Origin of the sequence: Geobacter sp. (genome assembly GCF_030834625.1) — a bacterium.
In the GTDB taxonomy this organism is placed as follows: Bacteria; Desulfobacterota; Desulfuromonadia; order Geobacterales; family Geobacteraceae; genus Geobacter.
Genome location: NZ_JAUQXO010000097.1, coordinates 1 through 2,551 on the forward strand (window position 1 = coordinate 1; position 2,551 = coordinate 2,551).

Consider the following 2,551-nt stretch of genomic DNA (forward strand, 5'->3'; position numbering starts at 1 on the left):
GTAGAGAAAGAGGATCGCGGCCCGTGCCTGGTTCTGGGTAGAGGCCGAGACCTTGTGGGTCACGGCCAGGTGGGTGAGGAACGCCTCAACCTCCGTCTTGCCCATCTCCTGGGGGTGACGCTTGTTGTGAAAGAGGATGAACCGCTTCGCCCACTCGACGTAGGTTTGCTCAGTGCGGTAACTGTAGTGCTTGAGCCGGATACGGTCACGGATCTGGTCAAGGAGGCGAGGCTTGCTGGTTGGAGATTGCATGGGGTATTTACCGTTCCTTTTAGGGGGTGTATTGTCGGAAAAAGTTAAGTGATTTTAGTTAGAGATCTTGACTGGGTCCGTTTTATACATCATACTTCGGGCAAAAAAAAGCCCCTTTTAGGGGGGCTACTTCACGTTGGGCAGGGACGACTACTAGGTGAGTTCATCAATGACAACGATCGCAATAATTGTTCTTTTAGCAGTTGCTATTGGTGTGATCAGGATCATTGCCTTCTTTATGATTTCAAACAAGGGTAGAAAATTACTTCGAGTCCCGATAACAGCTGGGCCAGCTGGCGTAAGAGAAACGATGAAGAAATTGAATGCGCAGCAACAGGACTTAGATCTTGCTCTTGGTCTGAGCACTGATATCAATCAAATCGAGATACTTCTTGACGTGGGAGCGAACCCACATCACCAGTATGGCACCACAGGATTCAACAGTTGGTCCGCTGCTACATCAGCCGCACTCCAAGGCCAGTCGGAGTTGCTCAAACTGTTCTTGGATCGGGGAACAAGTTCGAACACACGTATGGATGGCGCTGGAGCTGAAATAAGCATCTTGGAGTTTGCTTGCCTAGGTGGCAATATGGACTGCGTCACAATGCTCTGTGAGCGTGGAGCTGAAGTCAATTACCGCAATTTGAAGGGAGAATTTGCTCTGCTATATGCAGCAGCTTGTGGCCATCTAGACATTGTCGAGTATCTATGCAATAGAGGTGCAGACCCATTGCAAGAGGATAACGCTGGGCGCAGGGCGGTAGACTGGGCGCAACGGACGATTGTTAGCGACGAGCAGTTGAAGCTGTTATCGCAGGTTGGATCTGTGAACAAGAGCCAACTTCAAGCTGTAGTCAACTACTTGAAGGACAGAACGAAATGAGCACTCCTTCGATGTCGATCTCAGTACATCTAAAGGTGTCAGCGAGACATCTAAAGGTGTCAGAGCTACAGTGCGGCTGGTTCATCTAAAGGTGTCAGCTAAAGGTGTCAGAGCTACACATTTGACAAGTGTCAGCTAAAGGTGTCAGAGCTACACATTTGACAAGAGTGTAATTGCCCAACGGGTACTTCCAGGGGGGCCGGCTCTTCGCGCCGGCCCCTGAAGCCTGACGTTAGGCCGCATAACCAGGCGCCGGGCAATGCGCGACACAGAAAACCTATGGCGAACATACTGCGAGTTACTCTTCTCTATCTAACAGGATACAGCCTTTGGTTTGTCGCAGGACTGATAGTTCTATCTGTTCCAAACATATCGAAGGTATATCCCAATGCGCCATGGTATGTGATGCTCTTGGCCGCCATCGGTTTCCTCGTTTGCGTTGAGTTGGGCCGAGCACTACTATTCAACGCCAAGAGGTTACGATTAGCCATTGGTTTGATTGAGAGCACCGTACCCAACCAAGATATTGTGTTGTACCTGCGGGCCTTCACCGATGATGTACGGGCGCGTGCGACTGCGGAGTTCGGTGGCATGCCGTTTTCTTCCCTTGTTACGGAAGAAGAGCAGATTAGGAAGGCCGTCGAGCCGATAGGGGGGCTGGTCGCCATTGGTAAGCCCGGCGAGCCGTTACCTGAACTTGGAGCTGCCCGCGAGTACGTCGACAATACTCACTGGAAGGCTCGTGTTCAGGATCTGATAGACCAATCTGCGCTCGTCCTAATTAGAGTTGGTAGTAGCCCTGGTATTGCGTGGGAAATTAATGAGGCATTCTCGAGAAAGCCGTCGAGCTCAATCGTGTTGCTATTGTCAATGACTCCAGATGAGTACTCGAAATCGAAGGGTGCGTTGTCGTTGGCAACATCAACTACGCTGCCGGAGTGGAAAGAGTCCAATGGCAACAGCTGGCCTCTCAAGGCTATTGTTACCTTCAACAAGGAAGCAGTTGGGGCGCTCACTCCATTGTGCCCCCAATCTAATCGGTGGGAACCTCTCACTCCGGCAATCAGAACTGCCATCAGGTCGGTTTGTGAGACCAATGGCCTTCCATGGGCAACTCCGCACGGACAAATCTGGTACTCTGTTCGAACCTTTGAATACATATTGGCTTTCGCATTTGCCCTTGTGCTGCTTGCACGGTCGTGCGGCAGCAATGCCCCCTAACGAGGCGTTCCAGGGGGCGGCAGCCAAGCGCCGCCCCTGAACTTCGCCGTTGGGATATTACCACGGCAATTAAATAGTGCATAAAAAGCCGGTTTGTGATATCGTTCGGGCATGGAAAAGATCGATGCACGAACACTGAATCAAGAAGCGCAGGAGGCCTTGCGGAACCAGATCATAAGGCTGCGCAGGGCTGGT

General features: G+C 51.4%; 3 protein-coding genes. 2 read left to right on the top strand and 1 reads right to left on the bottom strand.

Features of this window, described 5'->3' with window-relative positions; translation table 11 throughout:
* Window positions 1-252, bottom strand: a 252-nt coding sequence (locus RCH91_RS21015; protein ID WP_306537386.1) for a phage integrase N-terminal SAM-like domain-containing protein, incomplete at its 3' end; no start/stop codon positions are given.
* Window positions 253-421: 169 nt separating this feature from the next.
* Between RCH91_RS21015 and RCH91_RS21020 the strand changes: the two genes are divergently transcribed.
* Together RCH91_RS21020 and RCH91_RS21025 are read left to right on the top strand one after the other, a co-directional pair.
* Window positions 422-1,135: an ankyrin repeat domain-containing protein gene (locus tag RCH91_RS21020; RefSeq protein ID WP_306537388.1), complete on the top strand. Its 714-nt coding sequence runs from the start codon at window positions 422-424 to the stop codon at window positions 1,133-1,135.
* A gap of 279 nt (window positions 1,136-1,414) precedes the next feature.
* A complete protein-coding gene (locus RCH91_RS21025) occupies window positions 1,415-2,356 on the top strand; it encodes a hypothetical protein (RefSeq protein ID WP_306537390.1) in 942 nt (313 codons plus the stop codon).
* Window positions 2,357-2,551 lie beyond the last annotated feature (195 nt).

Bases quoted from the DNA above. Each gene is read 5' to 3' on its own strand.
- RCH91_RS21020 (WP_306537388.1), top strand. From the start codon at position 422: ATGACAACGATCGCAATAATTGTTCTTTTAGCAGTTGCTATTGGTGTG.
- RCH91_RS21025 (WP_306537390.1), top strand. From the start codon at position 1,415: ATGGCGAACATACTGCGAGTTACTCTTCTCTATCTAACAGGATACAGC.